The sequence below is a fragment of the Deltaproteobacteria bacterium genome (assembly GCA_029860075.1).
GTDB lineage: Bacteria > Desulfobacterota > JADFVX01 > JADFVX01 > JADFVX01 > JAOUBX01.
This window is the reverse complement of sequence record JAOUBX010000089.1, coordinates 1-17,399: the sequence shown is the minus strand read 5'-3', so window position 1 is coordinate 17,399 and position 17,399 is coordinate 1. Positions and strand designations below refer to the sequence as shown.

Genomic DNA, 17,399 nt, shown 5'->3' with positions numbered 1-17,399 from the left:
TGGGCTCCAGCTTAAAGTTTTTGATGCTGCTGGTAATATGGGATGCTACTCAACTTCTTTAAACATTAATGGTCCCACACAGATAAAGAATCTTAGTATTGATAATAAGGGCATTTCACCTAATAACGACGGTTTCTTTGATAAGACAAATATAACATATGCTACAGATGAGTACGCATCTATTACTTCCAAATTATACAGTCTTCCTGACAAAGAATCTGATCAGCTCCCTGCTGGTCCACCGCTAAGCTTATTGCTTTCGGGTGTGCAACATTCCGGGGGCACGTCGGGATTTAGCTGGGCAGGCATTGGCCCTTCACCAACTATTGTAGATGATGGTACATATGCCATCACCGTAGAGGGTACAGACACATGTAATAATACGACTGAGCAATGGATTAAGGTTGAAGTCGATCATACGCCGCCTCTGGTTCTAGTATCTTCTCCACAGGAAGGGGAGGTGCCCGGCAATATTGTTGAAATTGTGGGTACGGTAACGGATGTCAATTTGACAAGTTATTCGGTTCTGGCAGGGGAGGGTGAAGAGCCGTCAAGCTGGATTAATGTATCATCGGGCGCAAAGCCTGAAACTAACGGCGTTCTTGGAAGGTGGGATAGTTATGGTCTTGAGGGTATATGGACGATTAAAGTTGTGGCGAAAGACCGTTATGAAAATAAAAGTGAGAAACGCGTCAAGCTAAATCTGGATGGCAGAGCGAATATTGTTAAGAGATTTGATACAACACAAGTCTTTTTGTCGCCTAATGAAGATCATCAATTTGATACCCTGGATATGATGTATGAATTGAAGGAAATAGCTGATGTCCATATCAACATTTATGATTCCAGCGGCAGTCTTAGAAAAACCTTTCAGAATATTTCTGGTTCAGTGGGAGTCCATTACCTTAAATGGTATGGAGATGATAGTTCCGGTGTTTCTGTAGGTGATGGAAGTTATACGATAATTTTGAAAGCGGAGCTGCTTACTGACAGAAATATTACACAGTCTGAGAAGATAACAGCTTTTGTCGACACTACGGCTCCGACAATTGAGATCATTCAACCTGAAAGTAATACATTTTTCTCGAATGATATTTCAGTTGTTGGCACAGTGGGTGATCTAAACCTGTCTGAATACAGGGTTTATTATACAGGTGCGTCTGGCGATATACCTGTTGAAAGTGGTGAAAGTTCAATCATTAATCATGAATTCGGCATTCTGAAAAAACTCGATGAAGGTAATTATATTTTAACTGTTTTTGCCAGAGACCATGCTGGTAATGTTTCTGAAATTAAAAGAAGCTTTATTGTAGACAGGACTAAACCCGAGATAGCGTTTATTAATCCTGTTGAGGGAGAAAGTTTTGGGTTAGAGAAAAATACTATAAATATATCAGCTGTAATATCAGAGAATAATATTGAAAGTTATATTCTCAGATATGGCTCTGGGGCTAATCCATCGCAGTGGGTAGAATTGACCAGTGGAACCACCTTACCCCAAAGCCAGAATCTCTATAATTGGCTTATTTCCGGAAACAATGACTTGTCTGACGGAAGATACACTCTTTCCCTTTATGCAAAAGATAAAGCGGGTCTGGAAAATGATATTTCGGTAGGGATATTTGTAGATAACAGCCCTCCCAATGTATCTATTTTATCACCGCAAGATGGAAACTATGTAAAAGGGCCTATAGATATTAAAGGCAGCGCTTTTGACGAGAACCTGGATAAATATACTCTAGAGTACGCACCAGGCCATTGTAATGCAGCCTTTTCATGGAAGTATCTTAAGTCGGACTCTTCTTCAATTTCGGATGATCTTCTTTTTTCATGGAATACTCTTCCTTCAAATGGAGAGTATTGTATCAGGTTGACGGCTGGAGATATGGCCGGAAATATACAGGAAAATAAAGTAAACATTAAAATAGATACTGAACCTCCTGCATCGCCAATTATGTCTGCAAACCTAATAAATGCAGATGCGGTACAATTGAGCTGGACGGAGAATGTTGAGCCTGACCTTGCCGGGTACAATATTTACAGAAATGACGATCTAATAAATAGTGAAATTATAACGGACATTTCCTTCCTCGATGAAAATATTATCGATGGAACTTATATTTATGGTATCAAGGCTGTTGATCATGCAGGTTGGGAAAGTGAACTTTCCAATACGGCCCAGTTTGAAATTAATTGGGAAGGCCCAAAAGCAAAGATTGTTTTCCCTTCTGATAACGCTTTTGTAAAGGAGCTTGTCGAGATTAAGGGAACTGCATATAGTGCAAGTGACTTTTCTCAATATAGAATTTTTATTGGTAGCGGTACTAGTCCATCCACATGGAATATGTTAAGATCTTCTCCGTTGCCTGTTCCCTATGGTGTCCTTATGGAATGGGATACTTCAGGTTACAGCGATGGTGTATATACACTGAAGCTTGAAACGGAAGATATTATTGGTAATATTGATGATTCATTTGTTAGAGTAACGGTTGATAATACTCCACCATCAACACCTGAGTTAATACATGCAAATGTTTATGATGCAGATATTGCGCTTCTGTGGAGTAAACTCTCTGATGGCGATCTTGAGGGTTACCTTATTTACCGAAACGACCAATTGTTTAATGCTGCAGATGACTCTACAGAAAATATTACTCCCTACATTATAAAATCTTATTGTTACTATTGGGGCTGTGATACCTGGGATGAAGACCTGAATGATGGCTCTTATAGTTATTATGTTATAGCCGTTGACCAAGCAGGAAACCTGAGTGTCAAATCTAATGTTATAAGTGCAAGTGTTGACAATAATGAGCCTCATATGACGATTGTCCAGCCTGTAGATGGCTCTGTTATTCATGCAAAAACAACAATAAGATCAGAAACGCCAGATGAAGATATTTTAAATGTTTTGTATCAGTATAAGGGTGTGAATGACCAAAATTGGATTAGTTTAGGGGCGCCGGTAGATGCCTTCCCGTATGACCTCGAATTTGATCCCGAAAGTATCACTTTGCAGTCAGGAGATTATAATCTGCGTGCTGTTGCAACAGATACCAGTCTAAAAGTAGATTCTTCACCTTCTTTTATAACATTTACTTATATTGACCAGACGCCTCCTGCTATTCCTCAAGGTTTAAATGCCTCTGTTGATGGGGTCGATATACTGATTACGTGGACTGCCAACAACGAAACGGATCTTGGGGGGTACAATTTATATAAAGTTGTTAACGGCAGCAGAATCAGGGTTAATTCATCTGTTATTACAGAAAATAGTTACTTATTAGTTGATGTTGCCGATGGACAGCATAGCTATGCATTGTCATCGGTTGATAATTATGCTAATGAAAGTGATATTTCAGAGATTGTTGATGCCCTTATTTATCAGCCAATTTTAGAAAGGTTCAGCCCTTTTACTACGGATGGCTCTGCTCATGTTTCCGGGTGGAATGCAGCGTCCTTAGCTTCGTTAGAAATTTCTGTTCTTAACGAATCAGGAGAAGTTTTGACTTCAAATATTTTTGCCAATATAACCGGAAGTTTTGTTGCTGATTTATCACTTCTCCCCGGTGAAAATGCAGTTACAGTTGTTGCGACAGATAACTCGGGAAATAAAAGCCGAGTTTCGAAACCGGTTACAATCATATTTGATGATCCTCCGGCTGTCCCGACGGGCTTGGCTGCAACCGTTCTTGACTATGACGTAAGTTTATCCTGGAATGCAAACGTTGAACCGGATATAGCGAAATACTACGTATACAGGAATGAAAAATTAATTGGGTCGTCGGGTAGTACTGGGAATTATGATCCCCTTGAGATTACTTCTGTGAGTGCTTCTTCCACCAGTAGTGGGGGCTGGTGGAGTTCGTTCATCTACAAGCCTGAATATGCTGTTGATACAAATCCAGACACATATTGGAGTCCTGATTTAGGGTTTTGGGGCTTCGATATTTCTCACTGGTTTCAGATTAATCTTGGTTCGACTGACTTGGTCAGTCGTATGGAGGTTGATTGGGGTAATAGCTATGGGATAGTAAAGATTGAAATACAGGTCTTGAAAAATGGTGAGTGGCTTACTGTCAGTACGCTTACTGGAGACCAGGCGATAAAGAGCACCTATGATTTTGAGCAGCCCTATTTAACCGGAAATATTAGAATTAATATTTTAGGGCAGCTCTTTCAGCCGTTGAATGTTAACGTTCATGAAATTACTGCCTATAAAGAGAGCGCTAGTGGGGAAGTTCCAACATACTATGAGGATATAGCTTTGATAGATGGAGTGTATAACTATTCTATAGTAGCTTTTGATAACTATGGCCTCACAAGCCCTCATTCTGAAACATTGTCAGTTACAGTCGGTGACATTGTAGCTCCGCTTCCGCCGACAGGCTTGAGTGTTATAGCTTCGGGTTCCAGTGCCGTATTAAGCTGGTTTGCCAATTCAGAACCCGATATCGCCGGCTATCGTGTATACAGAAACAGTGAGGCCGGATGGCTGGCACTCGTCGAAGGCCTTGTTACTGATACTGCTTACACAGATAATGCGTTATCAAATGGCAACTATTCTTATAGAATTATTGCAGTGGACCATGCTGGTAATGAGAGTGACTTTTCAAATGAGGCATCTGTCGAGATAAATAGCCCACCTCCGGCACCTCCTGTTATTATTTCCGTTAGCGCTGTTGAGGAGGGGAGCGCATTAATAATTTCATGGGAACCTGTGGATTTGATTGATGGTGGATATAATGTTTACAGACGGTTGGAATCAGGTGTGCAGTATGTAAAACTTAATTCAACTCTTCTGGCAGAGCTTTCCTATCTGGATTCAGGTTTGGTTAATGGTACAGGTTATTATTATGTGGTTTCTGCTGAGGACTCTATTGGTAATGAAAGCTCTTATTCTAATGAAGTAAGGGGTACACCCTCAGATGATATAGCGGCTAAGCCAATAATTTTGTTGCCAACAACTGCAGCATCTCCCCTTGTAGTTACGGATGATAGAACTGATATCTCCGGTCAGGCTGAAATAGGAGCAACGATTGAACTATATAAAAATGGTGTGTATGAGCGTAGTACGGTTGCTAATGATCAGAGTATTAATCGCAATTTGACAGACTATCCCGGAAGCATTTCCCTTTCTCCTGATGGTAACACACTTGTATATGAAACGTCAGACAGTCTCAGAATTTTAGACCTGGAATCAGGCGTAGATAGTTTGTTAGCTGAAAGAGGTATTTCCCCCGCATGGTCACCTGATGGCAAGAAGGTGGCCTATATCCAAAAATATATAGTGAATAACTACTACCGTTACCGTCTTGCTATTTATGATAGAAAAAGAAATGAGATTAGTAATATAACAGATGGGTCGTATTATTACGAATATGATCCCCTATGGTCACCAGATAGCAGGAAGATTATTTTTACGAGAGCAACTTCTAACAGCAGTCAATATACAAATATCTGGATTAAGGATTTGCCCTCTAATTCATTAAGCCAAATAACGTTTGATGGCAGGATGTCATTTTCTAAATTTTCACCTGATGGAAATAATATTTCTTATATTTACGATAATGACAATCTTTATGTAGCAGGATTGTCCGGTGAGAATCCGATATTAATTGGTACTAACATTGATGATTATTCTTATAGCTGGTCTCCCGATAGCTCGAGGCTTCTATTTTATGCTGATTGGAAAACATATACAGTAGATATGTCTACTTATGAATGGACAGAATTACCGATTAATGGGGCGAACACTAACTTTTTAACATGGTCTCCGGACGGAGAAAGGATTATTTATGCCACGATAGAGGGTTCTTATCGAAGACCTATGTGGATTATGCCCCTTAATGGTGGAGAAGCTGAACTTTTTAAAGGTGATGTTTATTACCTCGATAATTTATATTGGTCCAAATTGTCTGGAGCTTTGGTTTACACAGAGGATACCACATTTTTTAGAACGTACCCAGACGGACATTTCAGTTTTAACGATGTTACCCTTGATGTAGGAGATAATAGTTTTTATTCAATTGCAGTAGATGCCGCCGGAAACAGAAGCAATTCATCTGATTCAATTTCGGTTTTATTGGATGTCGGCCTTTTGCCTGATCTGGTGACAACTGTCGAAGATATCAGTTATTATCCTGATGCTCCTGTTGATGGTGAGCAAATCAGTGTCATGGTCGATATCTGGAATAAGGGTGGAAGTGATGCTTTTAATGTGGATGCAGATATATATATGTGGGATTCTTCAGGTTCTCTGGAGCTTATTAAATCTGCTGTCATTCCTCACATTCCTCCCCATTCTTCAGTAAATATAACTGCCGACTGGAGTGCTGTCGGTAAAGAGGGCATAAATGGAATCATTACGGTTTTAGACCCTGATAATAAAGTTACCGAAAGTGATGAAACAAATAACTTTGAGTCAAAAGAAATTATCGTATCAAAAGATGATGGTATTTCCATATATACAGTTCTTGATTCAAATGAATACGTTAAGAATGAAAATGTAAATATTACAGTGAACCTTGCCAACAGTGGAGAGGCAGCGGAAGGCCTATTTGAAGTTAGGATAAATGATGTATATGGATTTGAAGTAACCACATTTGGCACGTTAAGCCTGAACTTAGAATCTGGAGTGAGTCAATTTAACTATTCATGGAACACAGGTTCCATCTATCCCGGTACTTATCATGTTCAGGTAATATTTAAAGGTAGTTCAGGACTCATTGAAGAAAGTACAGTTCCTTTCGCTGTACTGCCTGATATACAAGTAGAGACGTTGGTTGGTACTAATCAGGCCACCTATGGTCCGAACAGTAATGTCAACATAGGGATTGACGTAAATAACATGAGTGAGAACTACCTGGTTTCAACCCTGACTTTAAAAACGATTGTCAAGAATTCTTCAGGTGCAAAGCTATTAAGTGAAAACAGTGACTTATATAATATTCTTCCCGGAAGCAACCTGACTCTTTCACTTGGCTGGAACACGGCCCTCCATGAACCGGGCGGTTATACTGTTGAAGTTGTAACCTACATGGATGGAGCGCTTTTGTCCCTGGAGACGGCTTCTTTTGAAATCAGCAGTTCCTTCATTGTCAGTGGTGATATTGGACTGGCTCATTCCTCTCTCATGGCAGGCAATCTTATTAGTGCGGATTATACCGTTCGTAATTTCGGCAATACAGGCAATGATGGGACTGTTCGCATATCCATTGCCGATCCTGTGACGGGAACGGCCCTATTGCAGGCAGAAGAGAACGCTTCCTTAGCGGTTAATGGTTCACAGTCGGGTACGATGATTTTCCCTTCACAAGATCTCGATCTGAAAACCCATACGGTGAGGCTGGTCTACCTGTCGTCAGGTATTGAAAACTACCTGGCTGATTCATCACTTTCTATTATAGACGGAATGCCGCCTGCCGTTAGCGTCATTTCTCCCCGGGAGGGGATTGAGTACAACGGCTCTGTCGAGATCAGCGCTATTGTTACCGATGATAAATCAGGCGTTCATAAGGTCGAGTATAGAGTTGATAATGGTGCATGGTATGCGCTTTCCACTGGTGATGTTACTGCAGGGCGTTATATGGCCTTGTGGGAGCCTTCCCTTCAGGATGGAGGCGAGCATACGGTCACTGTCAAGGCCTCAGACCGCTCGGGAAATATGAGCTCACCTGTGCCGGTGATCTTTACCGTCCAGACGGATAGTACTCCACCTGTGACTGAGGTAATTCCCGGTACGCCTCTCTTTGTTGCTAACAATATGACTTATTTATCAGGGGGAACAACCTTTACTTTGAGCGCTACCGATACGGAATCCGGTGTTGCTGCAATCCAGTACAGGACAGACGGTGGAAACTGGATCGACTATGTTGTACCTTTTACAATGGCTGGCGCCGCTGAGGGCGGACATGTTATGGGGTACCGTTCCATTGATAAGGCAGGCAATGTTGAAGCGGAAAAGTCCCTTACCTTTGTCATTGATAATAGCGCTCCCGTATCAGTCATTGCAGCCGGTGCCCCTCAGTTTAGTTCACCCGATGGCAGTTTCTTTGTTACTCCGGCTTCACAGTTTACTTTGACTGCCCAGGACAGTCACTCCGGCGTTTCTGTCAGTCAATTCAGAATTGATGGCGGCCCGTGGATAGATTATACGCCATTCACTGTGAGCAGTGAGGGAGTGCATTTAATCGAATACAGGAGCCTCGATAACTTGGGTAACGTTGAAGAAATAAGGTCTCTTGCGGTTATTACGGACGCAATGCCACCGCTTTCCACAGCAGAAGTTAGTCTGCCGCAATATACAGATGGAGCGGGTCGCCTCTTTGTGAGGGCCGATACGAAGGTTACTTTGAGTGCTGCCGATGATCTCTCCGGTGTGGCTTCTACCTCATATTCTATTGACGGCGGTACGCCACTGCCTTACGGCGTATTTACTGTCGCTGCCGAAGGTGAGCACGTGGTGAGTTACAGCGCCGTTGATAATGTAAACAATGCGGAAATGGCGCAGCACCTCTCCTTCACCGTCGATAACAGCGCTCCCGTGAGTGAGCTTACTGTGACCGGAGCACAGCATGTGTCTGGTGGAATAAGCTATGTAAGGCAAGACTCTGTTTTTAACATTAGTGCTTCCGATAACCTGGCCGGTGTATCTCTGACCGAATATCGGGTAGATGGTGGCAACTGGGCAGCCTATGCACCCTTCACAATAGCTGCTGAAGGGTCACATTTGATTGAATATCGCAGTGCCGATAATGTGGGGAATATGGAAGCGGTGAAAGCACTCTCTGTGATTACAGACAACACACCGCCGCTTACAAGTATCAGTGTTGGTAATCCGAAGTTCGATGATGGAAGGGGCAATTTCTATGTCACAGCATCGACAGAATATACCCTTACTGCAACAGATAAGCTTTCCGGTGCAGCATCGACAGAATATCGCATAGACGGCGGTCCCTGGACAGCCTATGCACCTTTCACGATAGCTGCCGAAGGGTCGCATCTGATTGAATATCGCAGTGCCGATAATGTGGGAAATATGGAAGGAGTGAAATCACTCTTTGTAATAGTTGATAATACACCGCCGGAAACAGCCATCACCTTCAGTGACCAGGTATTCGGAGATGGACAGACGATCTATATCACGGGAAGGACGGAAGTAGCGTTGAGCGCAACAGACAACCTGTCCGGTGTGAAAGAGACCTATTATCTCTTTGATGGACAGGCAGTCCCTCAAAAGTACAGCGGACCTTTCCAACTGGACGCTCTCGGGTACGGTAGCCATGTAATCCGTTACTACAGCATGGACAAGGTTGATAATGCGGAGGCTGAAAAGCGTATAACCGTTGTTGTCATCGGAGTGGATATGACAACGGAAATCCTGAACCTTCCGAGAGTTTTGGTCTGGACGGAAGACCCTTCAAAAGGAAAGAGCGATGATGACAGCCATGATGATGGTGAAAAAGAGAAGGGGAAAAAGAAAGACGACGACGATCATGAAGACCATGATGATAAGCATCACCGGTACAGCCTGGAAGATATGCGGACATTCATCGAAGACGCCCTTGGGTCTCCCCATGTATATTACACCGTTGTAACCGATAAAGAGGCTTTCCGCAAGGAGTTCCGCTCCGGTATTTACAACATGGTCATGGTTCTGGACAACAAAAAACCGCTTGATGAAAAGATGCTGAGAGAGATGAAAGAAGGCGTTTACCGGGGAATGGGGCTGCTTGTATCGGGCTGGGGCAACAGTGTCAATCACGAGCTGGATGACCTCTTCGGCGTCAAATTCAAGGGTTCTCTCTCAGATGAAGAGGATAAGCATTCCTTACATTTGTATGAGAGTCCTTTATCATCGGAGCAAAACCTGACTGTTTCCGGCCGGGTGCTGAAAACGGAACTCAAAGGCGGTTCCCTTGCGGGAATTATCCCCGGTGAGGAAGAGTGCGAAGGGGTTCGCAGTATCACCCTGAGCTATGCAAGAGAGCTTGCCATCGGCGACCGGGTTATTGCTACCCTTTCCGTAAAAGATGAAGAAGAAATGAGGATAATCGATGAGGAGTTTATTGCAATTGAAAAACTTCCAGGAGGAGTGACAAATGATTCTAGGGGCAATACCGATGGCGATCTGGTAATCAGCGAGGTCACCGCTGAGGGTGTGATCATAACCCTTACATCGCCTTATGAATACCTGGAAGAGCACTACCATCTTACCCTGGTTATAGAGGGGCAGGGTGGCGACAGTGAAAGCATCGGTCCTGTACGGATCAGCCCGGACTGCGACAGCCACCTCCAGGCCGGAGTGGAAGTGGGAGCTTTGCGAGTCCTGTCTGTTGATAAAGAGAGAGAGAAGGAGGAAGCCGATGTGCCCACCCTGATACTGAACAGTTATGGGCAGGGCAGGGCGGCCTTGTTCACTTACAATATGACGGCATCGGCCCTGGGCGGAGACAACCGGGCTGAGCAGGCGGAACTGCTGGGTAAGGCGTCAGCTTATCTTCTCGCCCATGAGGCCCTTCCGGCTGCGGGATCAGTGGTACTGCTGGGGAACAGGATCAAATTGCATGGCGGTGGTATGGAGATGAAAGCTGTTGAGACCCCGGGAGAGGGCCTTGCGCCGCTGCCGCTCTTTGGCCTGACCCCTGATCCGCTTGAATATAGCTTCTACCTGGAAGGTGGCGGGGAAAAGGTTTACCGGTATTTTGTGCGGGTTGACGATGAAGAGGGAGATTATACCAAGAAGACCGATGTCTATATTAATTCCGGCAGCGGCTATGACTTCTTTGAGAGCTATCCCTACCATTTCAGTGTAAGTGACGATTCAGAGAGCCTGCTGCAGCAATCACAGCGCTGGGTGGAAGCGCATATTCTTCTCTATCCCGGTGACGGCCATAGCGATGACGACGATGATGACGGCAGGAAAGATGAGGATAAAGATAAAGATGACGGCGAAGGTGACGATGACGAAGATGATAATGACCTGGCAGCGATGGGAGATATGCTGTCAGAGATTGCCCTTATGCCCAAAGGCACGTCATCTGAAATTGAAAAGGTCATTAAAAAGACGGTCCATGTTCTCCACAAGACGGAGAAGCTTTCCTTTGACGCGTCAGGATTGAGAACGCTTCTTGCCAGGTACCTGAGGATAATGGAGGGAGAATGGTATTTCAGTTCCCGCAGTGAGTCTCATGATGACGATGATGAAGGAGAAGACCATGACCACCGGGAAGAAGTGGACAGGGATTGATGTTTGAGGGGGGGCGCTGACCTTTAATCAATCACTTACGGTTTTTTTGTTATTTTAGACCTTCAGGTTGGCGACGGGGGTTCAAATCCCACTGGGGACACCGGATAAATAGAAATGCCCAACTGAGAAAGTTGGGCACTTTTTCTTTTTTATTCTTTCTGCTATACTTCTTTTTTTCACATTTAATTATTGAGGAGGCTTTGCATGAAAAGAAAGGTGGCTGTTTATATTTTAACTCTGTTTTTTGTCTCAAGTTGTCTGACGACAAATGCTATGGCTGTTGGTCTGGGTTTTAATCTTTCCGGTGGGGGAGGTTCTACGGAGTGGGATATTGAACAGCAGTCATGGCCCTACGCTAAATGGAAAGAGGATACGGATGATTCAATAGGAGGCATTGGTTTTGTCTTAGATACAGCTGTAGCTAAAAATAGGCTTTTTAACTATAGACTTAATATCGGTCTCCATTCTGCTGATTATGAATATGATAGCGGTGCTACTTTTGAAACGTCAGGTTGGTTCATGACTCATGATTTTGGTTTTGCATTCATAAGAAATAATAAAGTACGTTTGTGGGCAGGGCCTGAAATAAGGCTCTCTTATTCACAGGGTGAACTGGATACCGACAACGATTATGAGATAGATATCGTAACCTTTGGTATCGGACCTGTTATAGGGGCCAATTTTAACTTTGCCAAAAATATGACACTTACAGTTAAAACAGGTGTTCTCGGGACATCAAGCGCGGGAGTTATTGAACACAAAACATTAGGATTTGTGGACCAGGATATTGATGGTTCAGGCTCTTACTCTTTTATTAATGTCGGTCTCACATTCAGGTTGGGAGATGAATATAAGAAATAGTCGAAGTCGTCTTCATTGCAATCTAAGATTATAGATAAAAAGAGGGTCTGCTTTTGATAAGGCAGGCCCTTTTTTGCTTAACTTAATTACTTTTTCCAGGTATAAAAAAACAAAATGGCTGGAAACATGATGCGAGAGTAAGTGTGCAGCGCATATTTTCTTTTTCATCTGTTGAATATTCTCTTTATCACGACTGTACTACTCTTGTTTTCAGCTTTTAAAGGTGTTTTGGCCCCGGGCACGCTTTTCTTGTCAAGGATATTGGTCGGTCTGCCGTAATAATCTCAGGGAATAGAGGCAATTGCCGGGCAATGACGGGCAACACACTTTTTTCTGCGCGACAAACGGTTTAGCATCAGCATTGCGGAAAAGTGACGGCACTGATAAGTCCGTTGCTAAAGTCCGTTCGTCAATTTGTTTCAGTCATCTGCAACTCTTCAATTCAGTCCCTTCTGAAATAACCGTTTCAGAAGGGGGGGGGACAATTACCGTGCTCTCGTCGCCTCTTCTCTTTTTTCTTTCCTTCTTTCCCTTGACATAAACCGCCCTTTTCTTCAAAATAGCGCAGAAGTTGAAAGAGGTTCGGTCGCAGGTATTTTTTCAATGGTTGAAGCGGCGAAATTAATCAACAGGATTTGTTCTTTGAAATTAATGTTTACCTGTGAGTTGGCATTGATACGCAGGGTATATGGAGAACTGCTTATATTCTATGGCAAGGTGTGGTCCATTATAGAGAAGTGCAGCTATGAGGAGGGGTCTGTTACCTGTTAGGAGGTTATCGGGAAAAGCTGTTTTGTGTTTTTGACCGATGTTCCCGACAGGCGGGTGGCCTGGCTGAATCTCTGGTGGGTACATTTTCCCCGTCTCGGGATAAATGGGGAAGGTAATCTTCCTGTTCATACCTCGCTGTTTGTGGTGGGGCCGTTGAATTAATGAAACCCGGCATAATGTGTAAGGATTTAATGTTGGGTTCCGTTTGTGCCGGGAAAGCTTGTGAAAGTCCGGGCCGGATCTGTAAAATGATAGAATGTTCAGGGGGGATATTATCATGTTGCATGAAAGGATAATGAGGGGAAGCACATATTCAAAAACAAGAAGGATCAAGAGCGCTTTTTTTGCTGTTACATCGAAAGGGAATGAAGAGAAGGATATATTTGGAAGCAAAAAGGACCGGGAGTATTTTCTCCATTACCTTAAAATAGCGGCTGGGCGTTATGACGCGGCTGTTCATGCCTATTGCCTCATGAGTAATCATTATCAGCTGCTCTTGGAGATGCCATTGGGCAATCTGTCGCAGCTAATGGATCATATTAAAGGGGCCTATACCGAGTACGTTAATGTTAAGCAAAAAAGAGGAGGGTCTTTTTTTCAGGGGAGATATGAGGCAATAGTGGTTGAAGCAGATAAATATGTAAAGGAAATTTCCCGCCAAATTCACCTGAATCCCGTGACGGCAGGCATCGTTAAAAAACCGGAAGAATTCACCTGGAGCAGCTATAACAGCTATGTGGGAAAGGAATTATGTCCCGGATGGCTCACGATAGATTTTATTCTTGGCTATTTCGACAAAAAAAAATCAACAGCCCAGGAGAAGTATCGAGAGTTTGTAGAGTTAATGATTGGTTAAAGTAATAAGGTTCTATTGAAGGGTTTGTTTATTTGTGCTTCTTTATAGAGATAAATTCTTGCTTCCCCGGCTATGCCTTCCACCGAAGATAAGGGAGCGCGTCGTCTGCCAGGATAATCATACTTCAATCTGTGAAAATTTATCCCTCCCTTGTAATAGGGAACCAGTGTCAAAAAATGAATTAATCCGGCAAACCCTGAAGTCACCTTTCCGCAGTTTTACCTCCCTTTGCTTCATGGAAAAACCCTCAATTCCTTCCAACAAAAGAAATATTTTTCAAAAAAGCAAAAAAAAATAAAAAAAATTCTCAATAAAATCGGGATCTTTTAATCCGATAAAACATATTTGCTGTGAATCAAACTTCTGTCTCTTGACAGGATTGTTAATTGGATATATGTTGCTAACCCGGTTTTGAATCAGTGAAGTGGGAGCTACAGTTGCCAGTCAAAGTTTTTTTATGAAGGTGGGATGGGCAGAGGATTGAAAAAGCTGTTAATCAAAGTTAAAAGTGTGTTGGAGATATCAAATGCGTAGAGCGGACCCCTCAAAGTGTTACATTATGATGAACAACGGAAAAAAAATGATAAATATAATCAGTTCAGGAAAATTCCTGCGGCTTAATATGCTGAATGTGTAAGAGTTTGGCAGCAAATGGCAAATGATCATGAAAAAAAGGAATTAACTTTAATCTCTGTAATTCTTCCTAACCTGGTGAAGGATAGACATTTATTTGTAACAAAAAAATCTTTTTTGATATCAGGATGCTGCATGACCGGAGGTCAGAAATTTGCCAACAATGCCTGAATTGTCCTGTTAAAGAGCGGATATGGATTTGCCGGCTCGTGGTCGGAATCCCTTCAGCAGTCACCTGTGATTATATTTTTTGAAAGGTTGAAAAAAATATGAAAAGAGCAATTTTATATACATTGGCTTCGATAGTCCTGGTTTCCTCTGCCTTTCCCCTATCTGCCGGCGCCTGCTATAGAATGGAGGCGCTGCAACAGGTTCTCGATAATTACGCCGGCGCCTGCGAACTGGAACATACCTATGAATACCATAATGGTGGCCTTCTGGTATACGCCAGGGTATGGGAAGTTTGTAACAACGCAAGAGAAAGTTGGGTGTCCTATGTCCGGACTGAAGGACCGGTTTACATGGGGGATTGTGACAATAACAGAAAATATACGTGCAACGGGACTTTAGGAACAAGTCTCGTATGTAATGAAAATGTCCACAGGGTAAATAACACAGAGAATTTTGTAGAGACTATCAACACATACTGCGACGGTTCAACAGAATCAATATGGACCTGGGACAGTAAATATCCCTGGCCTCCGGCGTACGCTGAGGAATCTGAGTGTTTCGTCGGTTCCGGAACCGTTTCGAATGCCTGTGATGATTACAGTAAAACGCTCTATACGACGGTCCTGATAAAGGACTGCAAGGACCTGGACGGTGACGGGCATTATAAGGAAGGTGACTATTATTGCCCCTGCGGTGACGACTGTGATGATAATAACGGAAAAGTTTATATTAAAGAGGTGGAAGAAGAGATATGCAGTTCCGACAAGAAAGACAACGACTGCGACGGTGTTATCGATGAGAGGAGCGGTTGCGGAGAGTGCGGCCCCTTAGGTACAGGCATGGAGTCTTCGGCAAACACAATCAGCGGCCGCTATACGCACAGCCAGCACCTCTTGGGCGATCTTTCGCTCTATTACGACAGCTTCAGCGTTTACAGCGGTACAGTTGCCCAAAACTGGCGGCACGGCTACGAGTTCGATTTCAGAGAGACCAGTGACGGGCGGGTCGCCTTCTCAACGGCCGCCGGCAGCGCCCGTACCTATACGCCGTCAGGCGGGAGCTATACATCGGAGAGCGGCGATACCTCGACGCTCGTCAAGAACGGCGACGGCACGTGGGACATTACAGAGCTTGACGGCACGGTCTATCATTTTGACGTCTTCGGAAATATTTCTTCCATCAGTGATACAAGGGGAAGAACAACAACATTTTCTTATTACAGCGGCCTCTTGACAAGTGTCGCTGATTCAACAGCGCCTGCCCCTGTTTTCATTGATTACGTTGATGGCAAGATCGATACCGTTACTGATCCTTCGGGCAATATTTACGATTTTAATTACTATCCTGACGGTACATTAGAGGAGATTATTTATCCGCTTCCTGCATCCTATCCGCTTGATGTGCCTCAACCTGACGGCACGACAGCTTCCGTCTCCTATCCCGAAGCGGGGGCGGTCAATCCGAAATGGAGCTATACCTATGTAAACGGCCTGCTAAAGACCAAAACCGATCCTTCCGGCAAGCTTGTAACTTACAACTTTGTCGACGGAAAGATCACATCTTCGACTGTTACCACAGAATACGGTGTTCGCACGCGTACCCTCGGTTACAGCAACTATACGGGTGATATGCGTGAGACTCTCAAAACAGAGCTTGATGGCGGCGTCTGGAAGTACCGCTACAGCAAGACGGAAGGGAAGCTGAAGGAAAAGGAAGACCCCGAAGGGGGGGTAACCTTCTATACCTACGGCAGCTACTTCAAGACTGAAATCCAGGCTGGCGGAAAGAAAAAGACGACAACACGTTATGACGGTAACCGTAATGTGATAAAGTCGATCGAGGAAGAGCTTGTCTCTCCATTTAGAAAGTACTCCACTACCTACAGTTACAATACCTTCGGTCTCATTTCCACGACAACGACGCCCCTGGAAGGAGCTTTCGATGATGTGGGCAATCCCGTTAACGCTGTGAGCACTGTCTACCGCTACGACGATAAGGGACAGCCAATCTATATGGGCGACTCGCTCGGCAGGGAGACCTTTATTCAATATACGACCATAGGTACGGAGAAGCACGTCACCACTACCGGTCCTTTGGGCAGGGTTTCAACCGTGATCTACGACGAGCAGGACAGGCTCCTTTCGGCTACTTCGCCAAGTTCCGTTACCGGCGTTAATGCAACCACTTCCTATACCTATGGCGTGCTGGGCAATATGTCCACCCTTACTGATACCATGGGACGCGTCACGCGCTACAAATATGATTCTCTCGGCCGCATGGTGCAGCTTATCGGTCCGAATGAGGAAAGGACCACTTACCTTTACAACACAGACGGTTCCATCGAGTCCGTTATTGATGGCGAAGGGAACAAAACGAGCTATACCTATACGAATCTGGGCCGGCAGAAGGCCATTATCGATGCCCTCAATAAGGCCACCTTCATGAGTTACAGCGCCGCCGGCTGCGGCAACTGCGGCGGCGGGGTGGACAAGCTGACCCAGGTGACCGACGCCAACGGCAAGTCAACAACCTACACCTATGACAAGCTGGGTAGGCTGCTTACTGAAACCGATGCCACGGGCCTGCAAAAAAGTTTTGATTACAATCCCAACCGTTATGAATACACCAAAACCGACGCCAGGGGAATTGCCATAACTTATGTCAATGACTACATAGGCCGTCTCACTGAAAAAAAGGTGGAAGGCGTAACAAAAGAAACCTACAGTTACTACATTAACGGCCGGCTCCATAGGGCAAGCAAGGACGGCCTCACCTATACCTATACTTACTATGCCGATGGGCAGGTGAGGGACGTGACTGATTCGAAGGGTAAAAAACTTTCCTACAAGTATGACG

At 44.1% G+C, this 17,399-nt stretch carries 5 protein-coding genes; all 5 read left to right on the top strand.

Features of this window, described 5'->3' with window-relative positions:
- Window positions 1–37: 37 nt before the first annotated feature.
- On the top strand, window positions 38–11,251 hold the full coding sequence (locus tag OEV42_18670) for an Ig-like domain-containing protein (protein MDH3976294.1): 11,214 nt from the start codon (window positions 38–40) through the stop codon (window positions 11,249–11,251).
- 204 nt (window positions 11,252–11,455) lie between these two features.
- Window positions 11,456–12,112: a hypothetical protein gene (locus OEV42_18665; GenBank protein MDH3976293.1), complete on the top strand. Its 657-nt coding sequence runs from the start codon at window positions 11,456–11,458 to the stop codon at window positions 12,110–12,112.
- A gap of 642 nt (window positions 12,113–12,754) precedes the next feature.
- Window positions 12,755–12,883 (top strand): hypothetical protein, encoded by a 129-nt coding sequence (locus OEV42_18660; GenBank protein MDH3976292.1) that lies wholly within the window; start codon window positions 12,755–12,757, stop codon window positions 12,881–12,883.
- Window positions 12,884–13,160: 277 nt separating this feature from the next.
- A complete protein-coding gene (locus tag OEV42_18655) occupies window positions 13,161–13,739 on the top strand; it encodes a transposase (GenBank protein ID MDH3976291.1) in 579 nt (192 codons plus the stop codon).
- 926 nt (window positions 13,740–14,665) lie between these two features.
- The coding region (locus tag OEV42_18650) for a hypothetical protein (GenBank protein ID MDH3976290.1) at window positions 14,666–17,399 on the top strand (2,734 nt) is incomplete at its 3' end.

Coding starts and splice junctions, on each gene's coding strand:
- OEV42_18670 (MDH3976294.1), top strand. CDS start 38: ATGGGATGCTACTCAACTTCTTTAAACATTAATGGTCCCACACAGATA.
- OEV42_18665 (MDH3976293.1), top strand. CDS start 11,456: ATGAAAAGAAAGGTGGCTGTTTATATTTTAACTCTGTTTTTTGTCTCA.
- OEV42_18655 (MDH3976291.1), top strand. CDS start 13,161: ATGTTGCATGAAAGGATAATGAGGGGAAGCACATATTCAAAAACAAGA.